The 21,855-nt window shown below is 36.9% G+C and carries 18 protein-coding genes, 1 tRNA gene and 1 pseudogene; 14 read left to right on the top strand and 6 right to left on the bottom strand.

Features of this window, described 5'->3' with window-relative positions; translation table 11 throughout:
* Window positions 1-375: 375 nt before the first annotated feature.
* A complete protein-coding gene (locus tag QPK98_RS01665; RefSeq protein ID WP_310991267.1) occupies window positions 376-2,817 on the bottom strand; it encodes a hypothetical protein in 2,442 nt (813 codons plus the stop codon).
* Between the two features lie 373 nt (window positions 2,818-3,190).
* On the opposite strand from QPK98_RS01665, the gene QPK98_RS01660 reads away from it, so the two are divergent.
* Window positions 3,191-3,772 (top strand): PhnA domain-containing protein, encoded by a 582-nt coding sequence (locus QPK98_RS01660; protein ID WP_310991266.1) that lies wholly within the window; start codon window positions 3,191-3,193, stop codon window positions 3,770-3,772.
* Between the two features lies 1 nt (window position 3,773).
* Here QPK98_RS01660 and QPK98_RS01655 read toward each other — a convergent pair.
* The 3 genes and pseudogenes from QPK98_RS01655 to QPK98_RS01645 form a co-directional block, all read right to left on the bottom strand.
* Window positions 3,774-3,908 (bottom strand): annotated as a pseudogene (locus QPK98_RS01655) (type II toxin-antitoxin system RelE family toxin); the annotation flags it as partial.
* 128 nt (window positions 3,909-4,036) lie between these two features.
* A complete protein-coding gene (locus QPK98_RS01650) occupies window positions 4,037-4,228 on the bottom strand; it encodes a RelB antitoxin-like protein (RefSeq protein ID WP_310991265.1) in 192 nt (63 codons plus the stop codon).
* 559 nt (window positions 4,229-4,787) lie between these two features.
* On the bottom strand, window positions 4,788-6,176 hold the full coding sequence (locus tag QPK98_RS01645) for a dipeptidase (protein ID WP_310991264.1): 1,389 nt from the start codon (window positions 6,174-6,176) through the stop codon (window positions 4,788-4,790).
* Window positions 6,177-6,641: 465 nt separating this feature from the next.
* Here QPK98_RS01645 and QPK98_RS01640 point away from each other — a divergent pair.
* The 13 genes from QPK98_RS01640 (at window position 6,642) to QPK98_RS01580 (ending at window position 17,930) form a co-directional block, all read left to right on the top strand.
* A tRNA-Leu gene (locus tag QPK98_RS01640) sits at window positions 6,642-6,723 on the top strand.
* Window positions 6,724-7,224: 501 nt separating this feature from the next.
* Window positions 7,225-9,012: a ParB/RepB/Spo0J family partition protein gene (locus QPK98_RS01635; protein ID WP_310991263.1), complete on the top strand. Its 1,788-nt coding sequence runs from the start codon at window positions 7,225-7,227 to the stop codon at window positions 9,010-9,012.
* A gap of 265 nt (window positions 9,013-9,277) precedes the next feature.
* Entirely contained in the window at window positions 9,278-10,114 is an 837-nt protein-coding gene (locus tag QPK98_RS01630; protein WP_310991262.1) for a DUF932 domain-containing protein, read from the top strand.
* 444 nt (window positions 10,115-10,558) lie between these two features.
* Window positions 10,559-10,726, top strand: a complete 168-nt coding sequence (locus QPK98_RS01625; protein ID WP_310991261.1) for a hypothetical protein — start codon at window positions 10,559-10,561, stop codon at window positions 10,724-10,726.
* An 11-nt stretch (window positions 10,727-10,737) separates the two neighbouring features.
* On the top strand, window positions 10,738-11,289 hold the full coding sequence (locus QPK98_RS01620) for a hypothetical protein (protein WP_310991260.1): 552 nt from the start codon (window positions 10,738-10,740) through the stop codon (window positions 11,287-11,289).
* Window positions 11,290-11,608: 319 nt separating this feature from the next.
* Window positions 11,609-12,022 carry a hypothetical protein gene (locus QPK98_RS01615; protein WP_310991259.1) on the top strand — a complete coding sequence of 138 codons (414 nt, stop codon included), beginning with the start codon at window positions 11,609-11,611 and terminating at the stop codon, window positions 12,020-12,022.
* A gap of 2 nt (window positions 12,023-12,024) precedes the next feature.
* On the top strand, window positions 12,025-12,783 hold the full coding sequence (locus QPK98_RS01610; RefSeq protein WP_310991258.1) for a hypothetical protein: 759 nt from the start codon (window positions 12,025-12,027) through the stop codon (window positions 12,781-12,783).
* 691 nt (window positions 12,784-13,474) lie between these two features.
* Window positions 13,475-13,819, top strand: coding sequence for a single-stranded DNA-binding protein (locus tag QPK98_RS01605; protein WP_310991257.1), 345 nt, complete (start codon window positions 13,475-13,477; stop codon window positions 13,817-13,819).
* A gap of 78 nt (window positions 13,820-13,897) precedes the next feature.
* On the top strand, window positions 13,898-14,278 hold the full coding sequence (locus tag QPK98_RS01600; protein WP_310991256.1) for a DUF6876 family protein: 381 nt from the start codon (window positions 13,898-13,900) through the stop codon (window positions 14,276-14,278).
* Window positions 14,279-14,290: 12 nt separating this feature from the next.
* Complete coding sequence (locus tag QPK98_RS01595; protein ID WP_129759453.1) at window positions 14,291-14,488, top strand: hypothetical protein; 198 nt, start codon at window positions 14,291-14,293, stop codon at window positions 14,486-14,488.
* A gap of 432 nt (window positions 14,489-14,920) precedes the next feature.
* Entirely contained in the window at window positions 14,921-15,301 is a 381-nt protein-coding gene (locus QPK98_RS01590; RefSeq protein WP_092205823.1) for a BfmA/BtgA family mobilization protein, read from the top strand.
* Between the two features lie 11 nt (window positions 15,302-15,312).
* Window positions 15,313-16,344 (top strand): MobB family relaxase, encoded by a 1,032-nt coding sequence (gene mobB / locus QPK98_RS01585; protein ID WP_310991255.1) that lies wholly within the window; start codon window positions 15,313-15,315, stop codon window positions 16,342-16,344.
* 5 nt (window positions 16,345-16,349) lie between these two features.
* A complete protein-coding gene (locus QPK98_RS01580; protein WP_310991254.1) occupies window positions 16,350-17,930 on the top strand; it encodes a type IV secretory system conjugative DNA transfer family protein in 1,581 nt (526 codons plus the stop codon).
* A 335-nt stretch (window positions 17,931-18,265) separates the two neighbouring features.
* Here QPK98_RS01580 and QPK98_RS01575 read toward each other — a convergent pair whose 3' ends face one another.
* Both QPK98_RS01575 and QPK98_RS01570 read right to left on the bottom strand, forming a co-directional pair.
* Window positions 18,266-18,757, bottom strand: a complete 492-nt coding sequence (locus QPK98_RS01575) for a PP2C family protein-serine/threonine phosphatase (RefSeq protein ID WP_310991253.1) — start codon at window positions 18,755-18,757, stop codon at window positions 18,266-18,268.
* Window positions 18,754-21,849, bottom strand: coding sequence for a type I restriction endonuclease subunit R (locus tag QPK98_RS01570; RefSeq protein ID WP_310991252.1), 3,096 nt, complete (start codon window positions 21,847-21,849; stop codon window positions 18,754-18,756). Before QPK98_RS01570 ends, QPK98_RS01575 begins: the two co-directional genes overlap by 4 nt.
* Window positions 21,850-21,855: the final 6 nt, after the last annotated feature.

Raw genomic sequence — 21,855 nt, 5'->3', positions numbered from 1 at the left:
TAATAATAAAAATATATCTAACTGTTTAAATTGAATCATTTAAATATAATTGTTCATTTTTTTTCATTGCCAAAAAAAACGAACCAAAAAAAGGCTAGGCTGAGCAAAACTTTACTAAAAACTTCCCTCGTTGCGGCGCAAACTAAAGGCTCGCATCCGTTAGTTCAAGATTTTGAATTATTCAAGACAGCTTAACTTAAAATAATTCAATCGGCTGGCGCTAGTTTGCTTAGCCCTTCACTCACATTATTTTTTACGTAAACTTTTACTAGGCCAAAACAGCACTTATAAAATTTTGATCTTTGAAAAAAATTACCTCCTTGAAACAATATAGAGCCAAAAGCAAACATCAAAAGATTTTGGTTAGCGGAAGTTCTAAGGAATTGTTACTGTCTTTCTCTCCGAAATAAAACTACCATCATTAGCAGTCCCTTCAATAAAAACGGATAGACTATCTATTAGTTGTCGTTGAACTTTAAAGTGTATGTTTCCGTCATCTTGGATTGTCAGCCTCGGGAACCAACCAATAACTCCGTAATCCTCATAAAATTGGCCTTGATAAGAGGTGTATTCCGGAGTATAAAACTTTTTTGGACTGCTAAATGCCAACGGAACGGAAACTTCTTGCGATATATTCCGCTTCATATTGCTTTGGGAAAGACTAGGGTCGGTATATATTTTAATAACCCCTGGAGCACCAACTCCGCCTTCACTTGCACCTGATTTATCGAAAAGAATATAATCTACGTCGTCCATGGTGTATTTATAGAGCATGTCGGTATTCCCAAGTTTAATGTCGTTAAAATAAACAAGAACTGGCTTGGTTTTGACAACGGTATTGGTGCTGCCGGATAGTGTGCCTTTCGTGGTAATTGTCTCTCCTTGACCAAATGAAGTAGGTCTTGGGTTTGTTATAATCAGTTGCCCCATCATTTCATATACTTTAAACCCTTGCGTTCTAATATAATCACTCAATAAAACTGTCGATTTTCGAATTTGATCGTTTATCACTTTAACTTTTCCAAAGGCGTTTCTTGTTAATTTGTCTTCTCGAGATATTGTTTTATTTGCATGGATTACCACTTCTTTAAGCTGCTCAGCTTTTCCCCAGCTTGTATTTGATATTTTTTGGCCTGAATAAGTATCACTTATAGTTTTGTTATTTAATGGAACATGGAATCCAGTTTTGTTTAAACTTGGAATTGCCGACGGTGAAAATTGAAAATATAAGCTTGGCTTTGCTATATCTTTATTTTTCTTAATTGCACTAAATTTTATTTTTTCAGTTTCCATTGGGTAAAGCCCTACCGCTCCAAAGTCTTTATCTCCTTCATCAAAATCAAAAACTTCCATTTCATTATTCATACTGGCATACATCATATATTCTGGAGCAGGTTTGTTGTTGATATTTGCTCTAAAACTGATGCCGTTTTCAAATTCGTAAAGTTCTTTAGGAGGTTGGTTAAAAATGCTGTTCCAATCATAACTGCTCCATCCTTGGGTTAAAAGCACATTGTCCAGTTCAAACTTCTTTTTTCGGGTTATATCCGTAAAATAGTAGGCGGCATTTTCAATATAACTTTTAATATAAGGCTGTAAATAAGTTTCGGAAATTATATTGTTGTTGGGGTTGTAAGATTTTGTTTCTACAGGAAGCACGGATACGCTGAAGTTATTAACCAAAGCAGTGTTGATGTTATTTATAGGAATTTTAACCGTCAGGGAATCTGCTACATTTGTAATTTGTGGTTTTTGTGCTGTCAGAAGCTTGATTCCATCATATTTAAAGAAAAGTCGTTCCATGATAGGCTGACTATTTTCATCAAAAAGTGTAAAAATGTTGATGCCTGTATTCAAGTCTTTAGAATTGATCATTTTTATAACTTCCAGCGATTCTCCAAAATTAATATCGATGGTTCTTAGAACATTTCCATTATGGATGGCCAAGGTGTAATCGTTATTTTTTATTTGCTCGAATGTATTTTTATTGGTTCGGAAGGAAAGTGCCACCCGAGTTCCCAAATCGTTTAGGGTTAGAGCTATCCCTTGGTTTTCCGTCTTCTGTATTGTGAATTTTTGTTCGGAACCATTAAAATTTATTATGGCACTATACAGTTCATTCTCATTAGGTAGAAAAGTAAATTTTCCGATACCTAGACTGTTCGTTTTAAAATCGATAACAGTATTACTTTCTGAATCTATAACTTTTCCTGTAACATTTGGAACTCCAAAACCAAGGCTGTCTTTTACAATAACACCGACAGAGTTTTTTACATCTGCAACAAAATGACCGCCTTCCGGAAGAAATTGAGCATCCAGTTTTAAGGTTGTGGTTTTGTTTTTCACAGTATCTTCCGCTTCGGAATTCAGAATTTTTATTGTCTGTGTGTAATAGTTATGCTCGTCAAAATTTCGCATCCAATTGGTATATGCCTTAAAAGTATATGTTCCCGAAGTAAAAAGACTATCAATTTGAAAAGAGCCATTGGCAATTCCGTTGGCTGCCAAAATCATTTCACTTTTTACAATTCTATCATTTTCATCGGAAATTGTGCAATAAACATTGGTAGTTCTTGGTGAAGGTTTTTTGCTTAGTTTGTCGAAAACATAAGTAGTGTAACCCAGTATTTCTCCTTTTAGATACGTGGTTTTGTTGAGGTGGGCATAACTTATTTCACGAGGTAATTCGGTATATTCTTTATAAGAAGTAACCAAATCAGGTTGTTTTTTATTTTGGGCAAAACCTGAAAACGTGAAAATCAGAATTAAAAATAAGCTTAGTTTAAATAACGCGGGTGGGGTATATTTGGGCTTCATGAGTTTCGATGTTTTTATGGCTTCAGGTTAATAAAGATAATCATTTGTGTCTGACTAAGACTTAAGAAGCTTCAGCAATCTCAGTAACCGTTATTTCGTTTTTAGGTGTAAGGCTTAGTACTTGATTGTTATTGATGTGATAGATATGTAGTTGTGCTTAAGTGCCTTTTAAATGAAGTTAACCCGATTATCAGGTCATTGCAATTCTGGTCGTACGTCGTAAGTTATACAGCGTAGCGGTCGTACGTCTTTGTCGGTTTTTTTATTACTACGTGTTCTTACTATTAGCTTTTCAGAAGGTTTTTTCAATCCATTGGGCTATCTTTGTACTATTAATTTCCAAAGCCATTGCGGCGGCATAAAAATTTACACAATGAGTCTAGAAAAAGAATTACAACAGCGAAGTGATAACAAATGTGAACTTTGCGGAAACGAAGAAAACCTCGGTGTGTTTGAAGTGCCTAATTCGCCAGTGGAAGGAGTGGCAGGCTCCATTTTAATCTGCAACACTTGTAAAGAACAAATTGAAGATTCTGAAAAAGTAGAACCAAATCATTGGCGGTGCTTAAATGATAGTATGTGGAGCACAGTTCCGGCGGTTCAAGTTATGGCTTGGCGCATGTTGAACAGGTTAAAAGCCGAAGGTTGGCCTCAAGACCTGCTCGATATGATGTATTTGGAAGAAGACACTAAAGCATGGGCCAAAGCCGATGTAGCTGCAGAAGAAGAAAAGGAGGAAGCCATAGTGCATAGAGATAGCAATGGCGTAGTGCTGGAAGCCGGTGATTCGGTAGTGCTAATAAAAGATTTAAAAGTGAAAGGCAGCAGCATGGTTGCCAAACAAGGAACGGCAGTGCGCCGAATTTCCCTAGACCGTGACAACGAAAAATATATTGAAGGAAAAGTTGACGGACAGCAAATTGTGATTATTACTGATTTTGTAAAGAAGTTGTAATTTAATAGATGTCTTTTCTATGCCCTAAAGAAATAACATCTACTAATAATTCATTGTCGAATATCTCATAAATTATTCTATAATCTGAAACGCGAATACGGTAGGCTTCTCTACCTTTTAACTTTCCGTATCCATATGGTCGTGGGTTTTTTCCTAATTAAAGAATTGCAGATTTTATTGAAGAATAATAAGGATCATTGATTTTTTTTAAAGCTTTAATAGCACTTTTTTTTATCTTAACCCTATAATCCATTTACCTGCCTTTTAACGCTCACTTTCTATAAATTTAAAAGCATCTTCGGCAACCATTGATTCTTCTAAATTCTTTTTTGCATTATCATAAAGCTTTACATCTTGAAGATCTTCAAGTTGATCGAGCATTTTTTTATAATCCGCCATTGAAAGTATCACCGCAATTTTCTTTCCTTTTTTATCTGTGATATATTGGGTTTCCATAATATTAAAATTTGATAAAAATCTTTAATAAAGATTAGTCGTGTCCGACTAAGATATAAGACCGCTGCGCTGAAAGACGTAAGACTTGCTTTTTAATAGATTGAAAACTAGATAAAATTGATTAAACATACATTTTAATTGATAAATTTTGATGCTAAGTTTGATAGCATGCTGTCATTAAATAAAAAATATTCTAATTGCCTATTATCTGTGACTCAACAAATTTTCTCACTCTTTTAATCGGACACTAATGAATAAAGATATTGATTTAAATTTAATCAAAAGTCCTCACAGGTTTTCCCTCGTCATTCGCCCGCGTGTCACCGGAGCTTTAGCGGATGCCCATACTTTATGCGAAGAATAAGAAGGTCTAGTAGGTTTTAGTTAATCTCCTGCAAGGTGATGTGCTGTACTTTTGTTGAAGTATTTTGCCGTTAGGCCTCCTTGTAGGTATAAATAAAATACCTGACAGGTTTTAAAAACCTGTCAGGTCTGATACTTTTACTTTCATTTTCAAAAAGAAATAAGTTGCTCTGATTTTGCCGAGCAACATCCTTATTTATTTAGCCATTTCAGTAAAGAAATGATAAAATTGAGGAATGGTCTCTATTCCCTTTAAGTAATTCCAAATTCCAAAATGCTCGTTAGGCGAGTGGATGGCATCGCTGTCTAAACCAAAGCCCATTAAAATAGTCTTGCTCTTCAACTCTTCCTCAAACAGGGCTACAATTGGAATACTTCCGCCACTGCGCTGTGGAATTGGTGTTTTACCAAAGGTTTCTTCATAAGCTTTTTCAGCAGCTTTATAGCCCAAACTGTCAATTGGGGTTACATAAGCTTGTCCGCCGTGATGCGGGTTTACTTTTACACGAACTCCTTCGGGAGCAATACTTTCAAAGTGTTTTTTAAACAATTCGGTTATTTTTTCCCAGGATTGGTCTGGCACTAAGCGCATGCTTATTTTTGCAAACGCCTGGCTCGCAATTACTGTTTTAGCTCCTTCGCCAGTGTATCCGCCCCAGATGCCATTGACGTCTAATGTAGGACGAATGGAATTGCGTTCGTTGGTAGAATATCCTTTTTCGCCATAAACAGCATCTATGTCAAGTGCTTTTTTATAATTGTCAAGGCTGAACGGTGCTTCGGCCATTTTTTCGCGTTCTTCTTTTGAAAGAACTTCAACATCGTCATAAAAACCAGGAATGGTAATATGATTGTTTTCATCGTGAAGCGAAGCAATCATTTTGGTCAGTACGTTTATCGGGTTGGCAACGGCACCGCCGTAGAGCCCACTGTGAAGATCGCGATTTGGTCCCGTAATTTCTACTTCCACATAACTTAATCCACGAAGGCCAGTTGTTATTGAAGGCGTATCTGGGGCAATCATTCCCGTATCGCTAATTAAAATAACGTCATTTTTTAGTTTTTCCCTGTTTCTTTCCAAAAACCATCCTAGGCTAACGCTTCCAACTTCCTCTTCGCCCTCAATCATAAATTTCACATTGCAGGGCAGTTGGTCTGTTTCGGTCATATATTCCAAAGCCTTTACGTGCATATACATTTGGCCCTTATCGTCACAACTACCACGAGCAAAGATTGCGCCTTCAGGGTGTAGCTCGGTGTTTTTAATTACCGGCTCAAAAGGTGGGCTATCCCATAAATCCATTGGGTCTGGCGGTTGCACATCATAATGCCCATACACTAAAACGGTAGGTAGGTTTTTATCAATAATTTTTTCGCCATAGACAATTGGATATCCGGGAGTTTCGCAGATTTCTACTGAGTCGCAACCCGCTTTTTCCAACTGTACCTTTACGGCATCCGCTGTTGTTAGAACATCTTTTTTATAGGCCGGGTCGGCACTAATTGATGGGATTTTTAAAAGTTCAACCAACTCATCCAAGAATCGATCTTTGTTTTTTTCAATATAAGGTTTTGCACTTTTCATCTATATAATATATTTGAGAAATTGGAAGATGTCTGCCTACCAGACAGGGATAGCTATCGGGACATCTTCGGTTTTTTTATAATTAAATATGAGGCATTTCATATGGATTGTTTTTGAAGAATTGCTAAAGTACAAAACCTCTACCAAACATTGTGATTTCTAAAGGAATTGCTGTTTGGGTTTAACTTAGATTTAGGAGATTTTAAAATTTTTAAAAAAAATATTTTTAAAACCAAAATCTTGTTTATATTTGCACTCCTTTTACAGAGAGTCCTAAGTATTTTGTAAAAGATTTTTAATGCGGGCGTGGTGGTCCCGATAGTTATCGGGATGGTAGACACGCTAGACTTTAAACGTTATTTTTGTTTAGAGTAGGATATAAATATTAAAATGCGGGCGTGGTGGAATTGGTAGACACGCTAGACTTAGGATTAAACCAAATAAAAAGTGTTAAAATATTAAAATGCGGGCGTGGTGGAATTGGTAGACACGTCAGACTTAGGATCTGATGCCGCGAGGTGTGGGAGTTCGAGTCTCCCCGCCCGCACAAAAGCCGAAGAGAAATCTTCGGCTTTTTTCATTTGAAAATAGTGGCTAAAAATAGGACAGGTACAACATAGGTACAACATTTTGCTTTTTTTTGGTGCTAATATAAAATGATATGCTTTTTAATTTTTTGACATTAAGTGCTATGAAAAACTCTTTATTTCAATAAAGTCTAGCGTTTTTTTATCATTCTATTCAAAAAACATTCTCTTTCAGTTACTTTACTTTTGTCCCAAAAAAAACATAAATATGGGACAAATTCTTGTATTTAAACATCTACATTCTTCAACGAATAAAAGTTAAAATTGAGTATACTTTAGGGTGAAGTTTATTATCATACAATATTACCGCAAGTTAAACTCGTAAAATACTTCCATCAAAAGACTACGGCATAAAGCCACCGCTTCTTCCACTACTCATTTATTCCGTTTCCTTTTGAGCCAAGATTTTATCTTCCGTTTGGTTTCTGCTCAAATATTGTTTAATCAAAAATTTGAGTATTATGACAACAAAAGCGAGTACCACAAAAAAGCGCAGTCGAACAAAAGTAGCTGCAAAAAAAGAAGTGAACGGAAAAAATGTTAAGGCATTTAAAATTGAGAATCTGCCTATTGCAAAGGTCAATCCCGACCCGATGCAACCCAGAAAAACGTTTGATGAAAAGTTGCTAGAACAGCTTTCAGAAAGTATTGAGAAGCACGGCGTACTACAACCTATTACGGTAAGGAAATCCAAAAAAGATTATATCATCGTAATGGGCGAGCGTAGGTATCGTGCCAGTAAGTTAGCTGGCAAGAAAACGATACCCTGTATTGTAAGAACGTATAAGGACGATGATGTTCTGGAAATTCAAATCATCGAAAATCTACAAAGACAGGATGTTGAACCTACCGAAGAGGCCGAAGCAATTGCCTTTCTGAGTGAAAAGTATGCACCTGCTGAAATTGCAAAGCGATTGGGAAGAACAGACAACTTTATAAGACAACGCCTAAAATTGGCAGGATTGATAGAGGGCTTTAAGCACTTTGTCCGAAATGGCGAAATGACCATTTCATTGGGTGTTGGTGTCGCACTTTTTGAACCCGAAGAACAACAAATGATGTTGGAAACGATGGGCGAAGACTTTAATGCACACCAGATAAATAGAATGATTAAAGACCAGACCTATGATTTGGAAAAAGCATCCTTCGATGTCAAAGATAAAGAGTTAGTGCCAAAAGCTGGGTCGTGTGTAGAATGTCCGTTCAATGCAGCAAATCAAGGAAATCTGTTTGGTGAAGATAAAATGGTCTGTACCAAGTCAGCTTGTTTTGAGACCAAGAAAACGAAGTCTTTCTTGAACCTGATTGAGAAATCGAAGAAAGAAAACATCTTGTTAATTCCTGAAATACGACAGTATTGGGCAGACGATGAGAGAAACCAGCTCATTATTTCTCAACTGGAAAAGAATGGTTTGAAGGTTTATTTGCTGGATGATGTTGAAATCATAGAAAATCCGATTGAGCCAACAATTGATGACATCAAAACAGAATATCAACATTACAAACTTTCCGATGATGAATTAAAAAGAAAATTACGGGAAGCAGTACAGGATTATGAAGAAGAATTAGAAATATACTTTTCAGCTCAAGAAAATGGATTTGTAAACGGTATCGTATTCCATCCTGAAACATACCAAAATAAAGAAGTGTATGTAAAGGTCATAGAGAAACCTAAAAATGAATCAAATGATTATTCGGCACCATTGACTGACAGGAAAATGGCGGATTGTACCCCTGAAGAACAAATCGTTAAAATCAACAAAAGGGAAATTCGTAAAAAGCAAATTGACAACAACAAGCAGTTTGAAGAAGTTGTTCAAATGATTAGAGAGACCAAATATATCAATACCAAGAAAACACTATCGGTAGATGAAATGGTCGCTTTTTCAATATCACTTTTTGAAAATAATGTGGATTATATGAGCCAACAAAAATACTTTTCAGGATTGTTGGGTGATACTTCAAAGATGACCAAAGTTGAAATCGTTGAGAATTTCAAGAAGAAGTTCAAAAAGGAAATCTTTCATAAATTGATACGGTATATGCTCACCAAGCAAGTGCATTTTGGCGAAAGCAATCACGTTAATAATCTGACGAACATTTCATTCTACAATGCGATGCAAGGATTTTACAAATCCAAGATTGTCGGTATTGAAAAGGAATACGCTGAAAAAAGAAGCAAGCGTGAAGAACGTTTGAAAGAGCGAATAGCAGTTCTTGAAAAGAAAATTCAGGAACTCAACGAGTAGCTTTTGTTGTTCGGAAGAAGGGTCGGCATTCGTGCTGGCTCTTCTTCTTTTTTATTCTAATACCGCATTGGTGATGAGGGTTAAAAATAGAGAGTTATCAATCAATATCAGCGCAAAGGTAAACTCGTAAAATACACCCATCAAAAGACTACGGCATAAAGCCATTGCATCATCCAACGCTTATTTATTCCGTTTCCTTTTGAGCTGAGATTTTAGCTTCCGTTTGGGTTCTGCTCAAATATTGTTTAATCTAAATTCAAAAGCTATGTATTTACAAAATTTACAGCAGGATGAAATCTTCGTTCCATCAGAAATGAAATCCTTAAAAACCTTGACACAGATGGAATCACGACGTGGACTTGAAAACGTCATAATTTCCAATGGAAAAATTGTCAATGTAGTATCGAACAGTTATGGTCACATTCCGAATCAATTGTTCTTCAAGAAAGCCGAAGAAATGCTGACCGATGCACAACTGAATTTCCACAAACGCACCATCAACAAAAATGATAGGTCGTTTATTACCGACTTTATCATCGATGATAAAAGCCAGTTTACCGTAAAAAATCAGAAAGACTTGATACTGCCGATGCTTCGGTTCAAGAACTCGTATGACGGTAGTGAAAAGACCTCTGGCCACTTTGGCTTTTACAGAGAAATATGTTCTAATGGATTGCACGTTTCACAAGCGGAAATAGAGTTTTCCATAAAGCACAGTAAGAACAACACACATCTTATTATGCCACGATTGAACAACCTTTTTGATAAATTTCTGGACAATGAGTTCTACACCATTACCAAGAAATTCGATAGGATGAAGGAATTTAAAATCATCGATACACAAGAATTCGTAAAAGCTATTCTGGATAAAACTAAACTGTTCAGATACGAATGCAGCGATAAAAATAGCGACCCTTCGAAAAAGTCTCGTGAAGTTCTTGAAATTCTTGATAATGAAGCTGTGTTGCTCGATGAAGCCCCCAATTTATGGATAGGTTACAATGCTTTCAATCAAATGCTTCATAATACTTTGAAGAAAAGCTTTTCCCAACAGGAACGATTGGACAAAAAACTGTTTGATGCTGTCTATGAAATGGCTTGATGCGATTAAAGGTTTATCCAGTACCTTAAACTGGATTTTTTTCTGTTTTTAGCAAAGGTTTTGATTTGAAAAGTTGGTTTTGCAATCCCATTCAGCCCATTTCCCTGCGTTCCGCAGAAAAAGCCACATTCCCGAAAAAGAGCTTCCTTCAAGAAGTCTTGGACACAAGCCCCAGTTTCGTTTTTCATTTCGTTAACCTGATTCGCTGGGCTGGAACGGTACATTTCATTCCCAAGTTAAAATCGTGAATTATGTCCGCTAAAATTATAAGAATAATCAATCAATATCAGTGCAAAGGTAAACTCGTAAAATACACCCATCAAAAGACTACGGCATAAAGCCATTGCATTATCCAACGCTTATTTATTCCGTTTCCTTTTGAGCTGAGATTTTAGCTTCCGTTTGGGTTCTGCTCAAATATTGTTTAACTAAAATTTTAGAATTATGAAACAAATATCTGAAAATCCCACCATTGCTCTTCAAGAAGCAGAAGAACATTATCGATTAAGTAGTGAAAACTACACTACTAAAGGTGCAGAAAGTCACTTGGCTTACTACCGAGATAAGCATCCGCTATACTACCGAACACTTTTAAATCATTATTCAAAATAAAATCTCACATTATGGAAAATTTCAATTTGGTACAACTTGATTTTGAGTTCGACTGCGAACCTTTACGAGTACAGAAGAAAACATCAAAGTCAAATACAAAGCAAACGAACGATTTCGTTTTCAACTTTATGGATTCTCTTACGAGTCCCATTATTGTTTTTAAGTCTGCTTGGCAAGATATAATTCCAGAAGATATACTTAAAAACATAAAACCGTCACGACTGTTATGTGCTGTGCAACAAGAAGAAATGGCATCGCTTACCGAGGCTTTGGTATATATAATGCCCAGAACTTATGAAGCACCAATGCCTACCGAATGGGTAAATATTTACACTTGGTTAGGTCTTCAATATGCCATTCAGTTCAAGAATAATGACCAACTGAACGAAATGACTGAAATCGCACCAAGCAAACTTTCAGAATATGAAATGGGACTTTTGAATAATTTAAGAAGATGGATTTATGATAAAAGAAGAAAGGCTTTAAAAGACAGGTTGAAAAATGCAGAAAAATCAGAGATGAAGATATTATCTGAAAATCAGAAAGGACTTTTTGAAGAGTGAGTCAATAACTCACAAAAGTATTTTTTAGATTTTTATTGAATACAGCTTTCATAACCCACTCAGCACATTCCCCTACATTCCACGCTTCCTGCTGAAAAAGCAGAAAACACTACATTCCGGGAAAAGAGCTTCATTGCACAAATCTTGGACACAATCCCCAATTTTGCTTTCCATTCCGCTAAACCTTTTCGCTACGCTGCCAAGGAACGCTACATTCCTAGCTAAAATTGTGAATTAAGTCCGCTTTAAGTTCATCTACATTTTTCAAAATCGGTAATTGTTTTTAATCTAATTATATTGTACCAAATTTTAGGCACAAATGGAAAAAATAACGGAAAATAGAACTATAGAATTGCTAATGCTTTATTTGGTTAAACAAGGGTATCAAATAGAGAGTTTTTGCTTGGGTCAAACAAGAGGATATGATATTGTTGCAAACAAAGAAAGTGAAAAGCTACTCATTGAGGTTAAAGGTGCTAAAGCTCATAAAGATTCGCCTACAAAGCGACGAGATTATTTTAACTCTGGACAAATTAAAACTCATTTGGGTAAAGCAATAGTAAAATGCTTAGAAACCAAAGTTTCGTTTCCAAATGCAAAAATTGCCATTGCACATCCTGATGATAAACAAATACGAAAAGCCATAGCAAGCATTATTCCAGAGCTGAATAAGATTGGTATAAGGCACTATTGGGTAAATGCCAATGGAACAGTAATTCTTGAAACTAATTAATTTTGAATACATCAATAAATTCTAAACTACATCCATTATTCCAATTCTTAAATGAGAACAGAGGTTATAATAAAAAGGTTCAATCAAATTCTTATAATTTATTTTTGGCACCCTTTGATTCGCCTGAAGATAAATTGTACTCAGTTCTTCATCACGTAGCCAATACCCAGAGCCAACCTAAAATTGATATTCTGTCATCTTTTTTTCAGAACGTATATTCAAATAAATCGCAGTTACACAGTTTTAAGACATTTATCAATTTTTTATTTGACAAAGACAGTTGTGTTATTAATTACGAATCTCTTTATTACGGTATGTTGAGACAGACCGGTTGGGGAAATAAAACTTCTGCATTATTTGCCAAAACTATTTATCACTTGCATAACGGTAAGTATGGTTTTAAAAATCCAATATGGGAAGATGCGCCGAAAGATATAGACCCAAAAGAAAAAATTTTCTTGCCTGTCGATGCGGTCATTGAGGCAATTTTCTATCGTATTGACCCATCCATAAAATGGAATTTCCATAAAATAAATAGACTTCTACAAAATAATTATTCTTCTGAAGAAATGGAAGTTTGGGATGACCTTTGGTTTTGGGGCTTTATAAATCAACGTGGTTCAGGACTATCAAGAGAGTTTGTTTGGAACGAGCCCAAATATTGGGCGCTTATTGAAACTGCAAAAGATGAAACTTCAATTAATGAAATAAAGGATATATCATTAAGGTTTCTGAAATTCTTTAATAATAGGCAATTCTGAATCCGTTTAGCACATTTCCCTACATTCCGCAAAAAGCTGCATTTCGGAAAAAGAGCTTCACTACACAAGTCTTGGACACAATCCCCAATTTCAGCTTTCCATTCCGTTAACCCTTCCCGCTGCGCTGGGAAGGAACACTACATTCCAGAGCTAAAACCGTGAATCAAGTCCGCTTTTTCATCGGAAAGGCATCGCCTCGATTTTCTTAACGGAATTTTCGGTGCGGTCTTCTTGAGCCCTTACTCGAAAATGCCTAAAAACCGAACCGTTGCCTTGCACATTTTAAGGGGTTTATAATGGATAAAGCCTTTATTGTTTTTCGGGTCGTCGAAAAACAGGCAGTACATAACCAATTCTAAATTAAACCCAGCCACTCATTTCGCTTAACTGTCGGTACGCTCAAATCGCAACTGGCTTTAAAAGAATTGCTAATGCCCTTATGGAACTTGTCAAGACTATACAAGTTTTAGTGAAAAATAAGGTTTCTACTTCCTTGAATCCCGTAAAATGACGGGATTACTACGTCGCAAACACACCTGATTTTATCCCGAAAAGTCTTGACAAAACCCACTCTATCCATTGTGCGGTGCACGAAAGAAAAGAACAAACACCCCTTAAAATTTAATCTGTTTTAAATCAATAGGGGAATTATAAATCAGTCTGTAACTAAGCAGACACAAATCTTTTTATTATGAGTACTATTAAAAATCACGTACAGTTAATTGGAAACGTTGGACAAGAACCAACAATTACGACCCTTGAAAGCGGAAAGAAAGTAGCCCGTTTTTCACTCGCAACAAACGAGTATTACAAGGACAAGAAAGGCGAAAAGCAAACGGACACCAACTGGCATACCGTAGTGGCTTGGGGCAAGACTGCTGAAATTGTAGAAAAGTATGTCGAAAAAGGCAAAGAAGTTGGCATATCGGGAAAACTGAAAACCCGAAGCTACACCACCGAAGCAAATGAACAACGCTATGTTACCGAAGTGGTAGCCGATGAAATCTTATTGCTTGGAAGCAAAAGCGACAAGTAATCTTTAAAATTAAAGAGGGCGTTCCTCTCGAAAGTTGCGCCCTCTTTTTCATTATTAATCCTATAAATAGAAATCACAATGAAAGCACAAGTTAACGAAATTAAAGAACGGTTGCAATATTTTACGGGAACAGAAATGTTCTATTCGCTACCACTTTTGAAAACAAGATTTACCGATGGACTGAAATATCTGTCAGAGGTTGCAGAATGTTTTTGGCTTATTACCGATACTTCGGTAATTGCAAAAAGCCTGATGAACCGAAGCCGATTTATTACGATAGACTTCAAAAAATTATCCGATGAAAAACAAGATTATTCGGGTTATGAAGCCGAGATAATTTACAGCGATGGCAATGACAATATTTTGGAAAAACACGGCTACCGAGTTACGGATTTTCCACTCGATGAACTGCGGTTGTTTTTTGTAAATGATACGCTGATGTTACCAAGCGAATACTAAAATTTAGAAACTATGATTTATCTAAATTTTACCGATTTGAACGAGGAAACACAAGAGCGATTAATTGCCAATTCCAAGGAAGATGTAAAGGAAAAATATGGCAAGGCTATAATGGATTATGCAACAAAGCATAACACTAATTTGGACAAGATGCTCGACGAAGAAGCGTTGCGGAATTTATATTCTTATACCTATGTGTTTAACATATAAATTTCAGAACCAAAATGAAAAGACACCTCTAAATTTTAGAGGTGTTTTTTGTATGTAATTAATATCATATCAAAAAAAAGCGTATCTTTATCTCGCTGAAATTCAGCATTCAATTTTAAGTATAGGTTATCCATTTTTCGACTTTCGCCGATAACCGTACACATCTAAAAATAACATATCGGAAATTTATTTTCCTAAAATGGCAATCGGTTTTTTCAACCGGATTGTATGGATTTTTGTCACGCTTGCGCGTGACGAAAAGGAATAGCAAGAGGGTAACACGCTACGCGATGTTTCGGATTCCTTTTCGTTTTCAAATAGCTGATTACCAACGATTTGAATATATTTTAAAATCTTGACAATCTACGATTTGCGACAAACGGGCTGAGAACGCCTATTTTTAGGGAAGATTTTGCGACAAATAGGCGAAATATGGACTCATTTATCGGAATTAGATTTAAAAAGGAAACTGCAAAGCGTTTCCAGACTTTCTCACGCACTTACTTCAAATCGCACACAGAAGCTATGGCAGCAATGCTGGATTTTTTCTTCTATAACGAAATTTCGCCAAAAGAAAAATTAGGACCAACTGGACGTACCATTGAAGCGAAACTGCTCAAGAGAATAAATGCGGTCATTGCCATAATGCGAGATGTGGAAAAGACGCAAACGAAACCTACGGTGGCAATGATTCAATCCTTATTTGAAGCAGAAGAACCAGAAAAAAAACCACTTATTTTAGAGAAAAAAGTGACTGAGGAAAAGAAAAAAGTTCGTTTCCAAGAGAAGCGAAATTTGAAGAACGAACTATAAATTTTTGAGTTATGTACATTACAATCACACCGCAAAAATTAGATGGAAATTACAGTCAAAGTTCAGCCGACTTTGTAGGTTATTTAGAAAAAGAAAATGAGGGTTTAAAAGAAACTGAAATGGAACATTTTTTTAACCAATATGGCGATGAGATTTCTGCTGAAGAAGTCGTAAAAGGGATTGATGGCAACACCGCAAAATTAAAAAAGAAAGAACCTAAATTTTACTCGATTACAGTCAGTCCGTCCAAATACGAATTGAGCAAATTACAGAACAGTCGAGAGGATTTAAAAACTTACACCAGAGAGATAATGAAGGATTATGTTACATCCTTCAATCGTGAAATAAACGGACGCCCCATAACAATTGATGATATAAAATATTACGCTAAAATTGAGCATCAACGCACCTTTAAGGGAACAGATTTTCAGATAAAAGAAAACCAACCTTTTGCCACAAAAATATTGCAGCTTAAAACCGAAATCAGAAATATTCAGGAAGGACGAGCTGAAGGGAATATCAAAAAAATGAGAAAAGAAATTGCCAAATTGGAACGTCAAGCACCACATCAACAAAACGGAAAACGGATAGTCCAGGGAATGGTAAAAGACGGAAACCAAAGCCATATCCATATCATTGTGAGCAGAAAAGACGCTTCCAATACATTTAGTCTTTCCCCAGGAAGTAAACACAAAGCTTCGGAAGTTGAAATGCACGGAAAAAAAGTAAAGCGTGGTTTTGATAGAGATACTTTTTTCGCGAAAGCGGAAAAAACTTTTGACAACACATTTGGCTATAAACGCAATTACACTGAAACCTATAAGGCTCGAAAAACCTTTGTAAAAAACCCGAACTTATATTTTTCGACATTGATGAAATTACCAGCAAACGAAAAAGCCTTGGCTTTTAAAATGATTACAAAATCTGGATTGCCCATTGTGCCGACCATTCCAGTTAGTCAAGCTCAAATTGCACTTCGGATTTTTAAACGGTTAAGACGTGGTGCAGAAGTGGCCATAAAATCGAGTTCCATCGGAATCTAATGACTATGCAGATAGATAATCTAATAACGATACTTTCAATTATTGGTTTGGCCAGTACCGTTTTCTATGCGCTATTTCGGCTAAGCAGGTATGCGTTTCTTTTAAATATCCTGCTACTTTCAACTTTGATATTCTATATGTCAGATACAATTAAATTAGTATCGCTAATGCTTTATTTGGTTTGCCCGCTTATGCTAATTAATATAGCGTTGTATGTTTTTCTGCACAAAACCGTAAAGCCTCAAAATGGCGATACCAAATATAGAGTCAGTTTTTCTACGAAAAAAGGAAATTTCAAATTGGATAATATAAAACGTGGTGCATCCGTCATCGGTTCTGCGGGAAGTGGTAAGACTAAAAGTGTGATTTATGGATTTTTGAAGCATTTCCGGAAAGAGCACTTCTGCGGAATTATCCACGACTACAAAGATTTTGAGTTGACAGAAATGGCATATCCACTTTTTAAGGATAGCGATGTCCCATTTAAGGTCATTTCCTTTGATAAAATCATTAATAGGGTAAATCCTATAGCGCCACGCTATTTAGAGAACGAGGAAAGCGTAAATGAGGTGTCAAGGGTATTGATTGAGAACTTGTTGGAGCAACGAGAGTCCGGTACCTCGGGAACGACCAAATTTTTTAATGATGCTGCGGAAGGATTAATTGGTGGACTCATCTGGAAGCTTAAAACCTCCTACCCTGAGTTTTGTACCCTCCCCCATTTGATTGCTATCTACCAATATTTAGATACCGATAGCTTGGTGCAATTTTTAGAAACCAATACCACCTCCAGGGCCATGGCAGATGCTTTTATTAGTGGCAAAGATTCCGATAGGCAAACCGCTGGTGTAAAAAGCACCTTGGCCAATGCGCTAAAGCGAATAAGTACCCAACGGATTTTTATGACTTTATCGGCAGATGAAGTTCCTCTGAATATTAATAATTCAGAAAATCCTGCGGTAATTTCAATCGTGAACAATCCAAAATTTGAAACTTCTTATTCGCCCGTTATTGCTACCATTATCCACACAATAACCAAACAAATGAGCGTTCGAAACTCAAAGCCTTCATTTTTGCTGATGGAAGAAGCACCGACTATTCGGCTTCTAAATATGCATCGCATTCCTGCTACTTTAAGAAGCTATGATATTGCGACTATTTATGTAATGCAGGACAAAATACAGAACGATATGATGTATGGCGATAAGGCAAGCAAAGCGATATTGAGTAATCTATCTTATCAGTTTTTCGGGAAGGTCAACGACCCAGACACCGCAAAGTATTACGAACGTTTTTTTGAAATTATTAAAGACCCTACGAAAAGCATTAGTCGTGGTCATAATCTCGATTTTGACACCCGAATCACAACAGGCGAAAAGGAAATTCCTAAGATAAGAGCAGACGTATTCTTTCGCTTGAAACAGGGAGAGTTTATTACCTATGCAGATGGGAAGGATAAAAAAGTGCAGTTCAAACTATCTAAAATTCAGCGAGAGCTTCCGCAGGAATCAAAACAATTTTCTCAGGCTGATTTAGCGGCTAATTTTGAGCGGGTTTATGATGAGGCGAAGTCGATATTCAATTAAAAAACAAAGCTTAACCAATTCGGGACACACTGCGTCCCGAATTGAAACTATACTCAGAAAATAATTTTGACAAAACAATATGGAGGCAATAAATCATTAATAATTATTTGGTTTATAAATCATCAAAACCTTCTACCAAAATCAAACTAGCGTTATCACTTGCCTCTTTTTGAATTCTTTGGTCAATAGTCGCTATCAGAGAATGGGTGGAATCCTCTTTATTGAGAAAGAATTGCAAGGTTTGGGGATCAATGATGTTGTGGACACCATCAGAACAAATAAACAATTTGTCTCCTTTATTCAAGATCAGTTCGTGGTAGGAAGGCACAGATTGCTTAACATCCCCCTTGAATAGAACGGGTGACAATGTGGTTATATTTAGAAAAATTTACGCTGTCATTTGAATTTTCAGTTTCAGAAAGCTCACTACTCAAATTATGTGCTTTGCTCTCAAAACCTAGCTTTCCTTTTGAATAATGCAGAATTTTTACATCTCCCACCCAAAACGTCTTCGCCGTTTTCCCTGAAACTATTACTCCGCCTAGGGTAGATCCAAGTTTTGATTGATGTTGTTCTTGATATTGGCGCAAAGCTAAGTTTACGTTGTTTATTGCTTTGTGGATGACATTTTCGTTGAATTGAGTACTATTGGATAGAAAAGTAGTCAGACTCTCGATAACCATTGCTGCTGCGATATCACCATTGTCATAGCCTCCCATTCCATCTGCGATTAGATAGAGATAGGAGTCCATATTTATTTTCTTAACCAATGTTAGATCCTGATTGGTTTTTCGCTTACCTATATGTGATATTACTTTAGATTTCATTTATTTTGTCGAACATCCAATTGAACCATCCGTTTCAACGTATCAAAAAAAGCTTGTTGAAAGGCGCTATCCTGGGTGTGCAACTTGTACAATTCCAGTTCATTTTTCCGTTGTCGGGACAAAACTTCCTGAATAATGCGGCGTAAAGCGATATCGCTATTCTGCTCGTCTGGATTTTGTTTTACCTTTTCTTCAAAATCGGGATGTGCCTCGACAAATTTTTGCAAACTGAGCATTTTTACGCGTTGTTCTTCCGGAGTGGCATCCCAACCGTGAAAATAACGCTCGTTAAAGGTTTTGATAATGGCTTCCAGTTCATCTTCTTCGTTCTCGCCGTGAGCCCCACGAATACCTGGATTTTGCGGGTCGAGCTCGGATTCACTTTCATCCAACCCTATTTTCACCCCTATCTTGTCGCGTTGTTCCAATCCATAAGTCGCTAAATCAACGGCATCCAATAATTTGTCTAAATCATCCCCATCGGGATCTTTGATGACCATCTTTGGAATAAGGAACTTTAAAAACCAATAGAGCATTTCCCATTCCGGTTTATTGAAGTCTAAGAGCGCAGCGACTTGGCCGTATATTTTGACAAATTGCCGCGCCTTGATTTTATAATCAGCCTTTTGTTTTTGCTCCCACTGCAACTCCACATCAAACCGAGCTTGGGCTTTGCTCAAAGCGGCTCCCAAGGTTTCCGTATCGACATTGGAAAAGAACAAGTCGTTGAACAGTTCCACTTCAGACCATTCATAAACACCTTCTTCATCCAACATCATTTTAGCATCGTGCAGCACATTTACATCGGTTGCGCTGCTTAAAGTGGTTACCGTGTAATACGGATCAAAAGCTTTTTTAATATCCTCTTTGTCATTGAAAAAATCCAACACAAAGATATCTTCGGTCTTCTTGCCCAGTTTTGGCGCAGAACGATTTAATCGTGATAGGGCTTGAACCGCCATCACGCCTTGCAATTTTTTATCGACATACATTGCGCATAGTTTCGGCTGGTCAAATCCTGTGAGATATTTATTGGCGACTACCAAAATACGGTAATCGTCCATATCAAAATAACGCGCAATTTTGTCCTGAATATAATCGGGATCAGATGACTTGGCGGTATCTAAATGCGCAGGTAGATTGTTGACAGATTCTTCGGTTAAGGAAATGCCGTCTACTTCTTTTTCACCTGAAAAAGCGCAGATGGCTCCAAATGGGTTTCCACGCTCTACCAACAAGCGTTGAATAGCTTTGAAATACCGAACAGCCGACTCAATACTTTGGGTCACGATCATCGCTTTTGCTTTTCCTTTCATTTTTTTCTTTTGAACGGAATGCTTCATAAAGTGATCCAGCATCACTTCAGCTTTGGTATCTATGGTTTGCTGGTCTTTTTCGACAAAGGCTTTTAATTTCTTTTGCGCTTTTTTGGTGTCGAAGATTGGGTTTCCTTCAGCTGACTTGGCCAAACGGTAATAGCTTTTAAATGTGGTATAATTGTTCAACACATCTAAAATAAAACCTTCTTCTATGGCTTGTTTCATCGCATACAAATCGAAAGGCTCAAAACTGCCATCTTCTTGTGGCATTCCAAACTTTTCTAACGTACTGTTTTTGGGTGTTGCTGTAAAGGCTAAATAAGAAGCATTGGTTTGCATCTTTCGGGATTGCATCACTTGCGCTATTTTATCTTGAACATCTTCGGCTTCTACTTCAGTTGATTCTTGTCCAATAGCCCGGTTTAGGTTGTCTGCCGTGGTGCCCGATTGCGAACTGTGTGCTTCATCAATAATCACGGCAAAGCGCTTATCGCTTAAATCAGAAATGCCTTCCACGATAAAAGGGAATTTTTGAATCGTAGTAATAATGATCTTTTTACCTTGCTCCAAGCTTTCTTTTAAACCCCGACTGGAATAAGCAGGGGCTACAATATTTTTGACTTCCGAAAAACTGCGAATGTTTTCACGAATCTGTCGATCCAATAAACGCCGATCGGTTACGACAATAACAGAATCGAAAATAGGTTTGTCTATTGCTTTTTTACCAGCTGCTTGTTCATTTTTTGGATAGGCTTCTATCAACTGGTAAGCTGCCCAGGTAATAGAATTTGATTTTCCCGAACCGGCAGAATGCTGGATAAGGTAACGGAAGCCGGTTCCATTATCGCTCACGTGTGCCATAATTTTCCGTACTACACGCATTTGATGGTATCTAGGAAAAAATAAAGTGCGTTTATTTATCGGGTCTTTAGACTTTCCGTCTAAGCGCACAAAGTGCTGAATAATATTGGCTATGCTTTTTGGCTTAAATACCTCTTCCCATAGATAGGCTGTTTTATGACCAAATGGATTGGGCAGATTGCCTTTACCATTTTCATAACCTTGATTAAAAGGTAAGAAAAATGTATCTGTGCCGTTGAGCTTGGTCGTCATAAAGACTTCATCGGTATCGGCAGTCATATGTACAAGACATCGCCCAAAATTGAGTAAAGGTTCTTTGGGATCACGCTGTTTGCGGTATTGGTTTTGACCGTGTAAGCGTGCATTTTGACCTGTCCATTGATTTTTGAGTTCAAGGGTAATTAGCGGTAAACCATTGACGAAAATTACCATATCAATTTCTTCCCGCGGATTACTTTCTGAATATGGCAATTGGCGGGTTACGCTAAATTGGTTACTGTCAAAATCTTTAGCAACTCTTGCACTGCTACTTCCCAAGGGTAAAGGAAACAACAACGTGAAGTGTGCATCATCAACTCCCAAACCTTTTTTGAGTACGTGAAGCACTCCTTGTTTTTTGATAATGCGATCCAAACGTTGCAAGATTTTAAGTTTCCAATTGTTACTGCGTTTGAGTTTATTGAGTTCTTCTTTCTGTGTTCTTTCCAGAAAATCCCAAAACCGCTCGGTATCAAGCGCATATTTCGCATCAAAATGGATACGATCGCCATTATAATACCCGTTTCTTGTTCTATATACTGCATTAGCTTCTGCAACAGAAGTGCTTTCTTCTTTGAGTGTTTCTAAGGAAACTCCTGTTAAAGATTTTTGAATGGCGGCTTCTAAAGCTTGTTCGTTGGTGTTGGTTTGCATAGACTC

The sequence above is a fragment of the Aequorivita marina genome (assembly GCF_031631895.2).
Classification (GTDB): Bacteria; Bacteroidota; Bacteroidia; order Flavobacteriales; family Flavobacteriaceae; genus Aequorivita; species Aequorivita marina.
The sequence above is the reverse complement of the archived record's forward strand: the minus strand, read 5'-3'. Positions and strand labels throughout refer to the sequence as shown.

Coding starts and splice junctions, on each gene's coding strand:
- QPK98_RS01600 (WP_310991256.1), top strand. CDS start 13,898: ATGAAAGCACAAGTTAACGAAATTAAAGAACGGTTGCAATATTTTACG.
- QPK98_RS01580 (WP_310991254.1), top strand. CDS start 16,350: ATGCAGATAGATAATCTAATAACGATACTTTCAATTATTGGTTTGGCC.
- mobB (WP_310991255.1), top strand. CDS start 15,313: ATGTACATTACAATCACACCGCAAAAATTAGATGGAAATTACAGTCAA.
- QPK98_RS01660 (WP_310991266.1), top strand. CDS start 3,191: ATGAGTCTAGAAAAAGAATTACAACAGCGAAGTGATAACAAATGTGAA.
- QPK98_RS01605 (WP_310991257.1), top strand. CDS start 13,475: ATGAGTACTATTAAAAATCACGTACAGTTAATTGGAAACGTTGGACAA.
- QPK98_RS01570 (WP_310991252.1), bottom strand. CDS start 21,849: ATGCAAACCAACACCAACGAACAAGCTTTAGAAGCCGCCATTCAAAAA.
- QPK98_RS01625 (WP_310991261.1), top strand. CDS start 10,559: ATGAAACAAATATCTGAAAATCCCACCATTGCTCTTCAAGAAGCAGAA.
- QPK98_RS01620 (WP_310991260.1), top strand. CDS start 10,738: ATGGAAAATTTCAATTTGGTACAACTTGATTTTGAGTTCGACTGCGAA.
- QPK98_RS01645 (WP_310991264.1), bottom strand. CDS start 6,176: ATGAAAAGTGCAAAACCTTATATTGAAAAAAACAAAGATCGATTCTTG.
- QPK98_RS01575 (WP_310991253.1), bottom strand. CDS start 18,757: ATGAAATCTAAAGTAATATCACATATAGGTAAGCGAAAAACCAATCAG.
- QPK98_RS01650 (WP_310991265.1), bottom strand. CDS start 4,228: ATGGAAACCCAATATATCACAGATAAAAAAGGAAAGAAAATTGCGGTG.
- QPK98_RS01635 (WP_310991263.1), top strand. CDS start 7,225: ATGACAACAAAAGCGAGTACCACAAAAAAGCGCAGTCGAACAAAAGTA.
- QPK98_RS01615 (WP_310991259.1), top strand. CDS start 11,609: ATGGAAAAAATAACGGAAAATAGAACTATAGAATTGCTAATGCTTTAT.
- QPK98_RS01595 (WP_129759453.1), top strand. CDS start 14,291: ATGATTTATCTAAATTTTACCGATTTGAACGAGGAAACACAAGAGCGA.
- QPK98_RS01665 (WP_310991267.1), bottom strand. CDS start 2,817: ATGAAGCCCAAATATACCCCACCCGCGTTATTTAAACTAAGCTTATTT.
- QPK98_RS01590 (WP_092205823.1), top strand. CDS start 14,921: ATGGACTCATTTATCGGAATTAGATTTAAAAAGGAAACTGCAAAGCGT.
- QPK98_RS01630 (WP_310991262.1), top strand. CDS start 9,278: ATGTATTTACAAAATTTACAGCAGGATGAAATCTTCGTTCCATCAGAA.